The sequence below is a fragment of the Pedobacter sp. genome (genome assembly GCF_041662865.1).
GTDB lineage: Bacteria > Bacteroidota > Bacteroidia > Sphingobacteriales > Sphingobacteriaceae > Pedobacter.
The window spans coordinates 1-2665 of the sequence record NZ_JBAZRL010000125.1 but is presented as its reverse complement, the minus strand read 5'-3'; the positions used below and the strand labels follow the sequence as shown (position 1 = coordinate 2665).

The 2665-nt window shown below is 35.1% G+C and carries 2 protein-coding genes; both read left to right on the top strand.

Annotated elements, in window-relative coordinates:
• The coding region (locus WC622_RS17050; RefSeq protein ID WP_372820891.1) for an outer membrane beta-barrel protein at window positions 1–355 on the top strand (355 nt) is incomplete at its 5' end.
• Between the two features lie 167 nt (window positions 356–522).
• Window positions 523–2665 (top strand): outer membrane beta-barrel protein (locus WC622_RS17045; RefSeq protein ID WP_372820890.1); only part of this gene is annotated, 2143 nt, incomplete at its 3' end.

Below are 2665 nucleotides of genomic sequence, written 5' to 3'. Positions count from 1 at the left end.
CAGTTATTTATTGCCAGGTAACATTCGTATACAATCTGATCTAACTTATAATAAGCTAACGGGAAGAGGTGCTGCGAATAGTGACTTTAAAGTTGTGAATGCCTATATCAGTCGCCAATTCTTTAAAAACAGAGGTACATTTAAGTTATCTGTTAACGATTTACTGAATGAAAATACTGGTGTAACTCGAAATGGTGGAGCAAACACAATTCAAGATTTACAATTTAATGTATTAAAACGTTACTATATGTTCTCTTTCACCTATTCTTTAAATAGAGTAGCAGGAAAAAACGTGGGTGGTCAACAACCAGGTCAAGGTGGTCCACATAGAATGATGAGAATGGGAGGAATGTAAGTTTCCCAACTAATTGATAAAAGCACCATCGAGAGATGGTGCTTTTTTTTTGTCTACCCCAACCGTCATCCGATGACGTGCTATATTTTTATTAACAATTTTTAACTAAAATAATAGTTTGAAATCTACTAAGAATTTAGTTTATTTGTTGAGCCAAACAAACTGATATGAAAAAATTACGTTTATCTATCTCGATTTTACTGCTATTAACGGTGAGTTTTTTAGCCAGTGCACAACAAAAAATAGGTTCCTTAAAGGGAAAAGCTATCGACGAGAAGACCAAGAAACCTGTTGAGTTCGCATCATTTGCTGTTAAGAATGTAAAAGATTCGACTGTTACCGCAATGGGAGCTACTACCACGGAAGGAATATTTACTGCGAAAGGTTTAGCCTATGGTCAATATAAATTTTATCTCGCCATTATTGGCTATAAACCAATCTTAAAATTATTTCAAGTAACCTCCGAAAAAACAAGCATTGATCTTGGAATTATTTCCATGGAAGAATCGGCTATCACATTAAATAGCGTGTTGATTAAAGGTGACTTATTGCCAATGATTATCAAAAAGGATACGATAGAATTTAATGCCGATGCATTTAAAACGCAGGCAGACGCAAGTTTAGAAGATGCTTTAAAAACAATGCCCGGCATGGAAGTAGATCAGGATGGTAAGATTACTTTTAATGGTAAAAAAATAGATCGGGTATTGGTAGATGGGAAAGATTTCTTCGGAAACGATCCTAAAACAGCCACGCAGAACCTACCAAAGGATATTATTAGCAAAATTCAAGTCATAGAAAAGAAAACTGATGATGCGATATTTAAAGGAGTTGATGATGGCAAGCGTGAAAATATCTTGAACGTTACCTTAAAGGACGACAAGAAGAAGGGCTATTTTGGTAATATAGCTGCCGGAAAGGCTAATGGCAACTTATACGATGGTTCGTTTAGTATTAATCGATTTAATAACAAACGACAGATTTCGGTGATCAGCATGGCAAATAATATTAATAGAACAAGTTTCTCTTATAATGATTTAAGTGATTTTCTAGGCGGCGATATCTTCGGATCTGGCATGGTAAGTAGTGTGATGGTTGATGGATCTGGAAATATTACAGTTGGCATTAGTGGTGATGATTTTTCTTTTTCTAGCGGCGGAAATGGTGGTGGTATTAATGATAATAAAGGATTAGGTTTAAACTTTAATGATGAATGGGGAAAAAATGCAAAATATCCCAATAAAATTTCCTTCAATTACATGGGAAACAGAAACTATGGAGTCAGAGAAAGTTTGAGCAGTAGATTAAATTTATTGGGTACAGATAGCTACTTTAACGACAGAGACAACGATGCAACAGCTACCACTACACGCCATCGTTTCACCATGAGACTGGATCTTCCAATTGATTCAATGAACAAGCTTCAGATTTCACCAAACTTCGGGTTTAGTGGTAGTGATTCACAAAATGCATCAGTCTTTAGTTCCTATACCCAAAACGGACAACAAGCCATCAATAATGGGACTTCCTTAAATTCAAACGACAGTAAATCGCCAGGTTTTGGAGGTAGAATTTTATACAATAGAAGATTTTTGAAAAAAGGTAGAAGCTTTTCCTTAACCGCAACCGGAAACATAAGTAACTCATCGCTGGATGGCTTAAATCTTTCAAATATTACGATTAATAATAACGGTGTCCCTTCTAACACTATTTTAAACCAATTAATCGATCAGGGAGGGGATGTAAATAATTACGGTTTATCTGCGGAATATGCAGAACCTTTAAGCAAGAAAATAAACTTAAGTATAAATTATAGCTACAGTAAAAGAGAAGATGTCATAGAAAGAATTGTGTACGATTATAATTTAGGGACCACCCGCTACGATTTGGTAAATGATTCGCTTTCCCGCGACCTCCAGAATTTTAATGAGACCAATAATGTAAGCTTGCGATTCAACTATCGGCCAAATGATAAATTTAATTTCACCCTAAATACGAGCCAGAAATTTGTAATGCTCGAAGGAACTAACTTGATGAATAATAGAAGTGTTTCAAGCCATTTTACTTTGATTGAACCCTACTTTTATCTTTCCTATAAAATCAGTAAGGTTTCAACTTTATCTATAAATGCGAGCAGATATAATAGTACTCCAAGCATCTCACAGCTTCAACCATTAACAGATAATTCTAATCCACTGCAAATCACTACCGGTAATCCGAATTTAATACCATCGTCCAACAATTCTTTGTCATTAAACTATAATCGATTTAACCCAACTTCTGCAAGCAGCATAAACTTTAGTTTTGGTT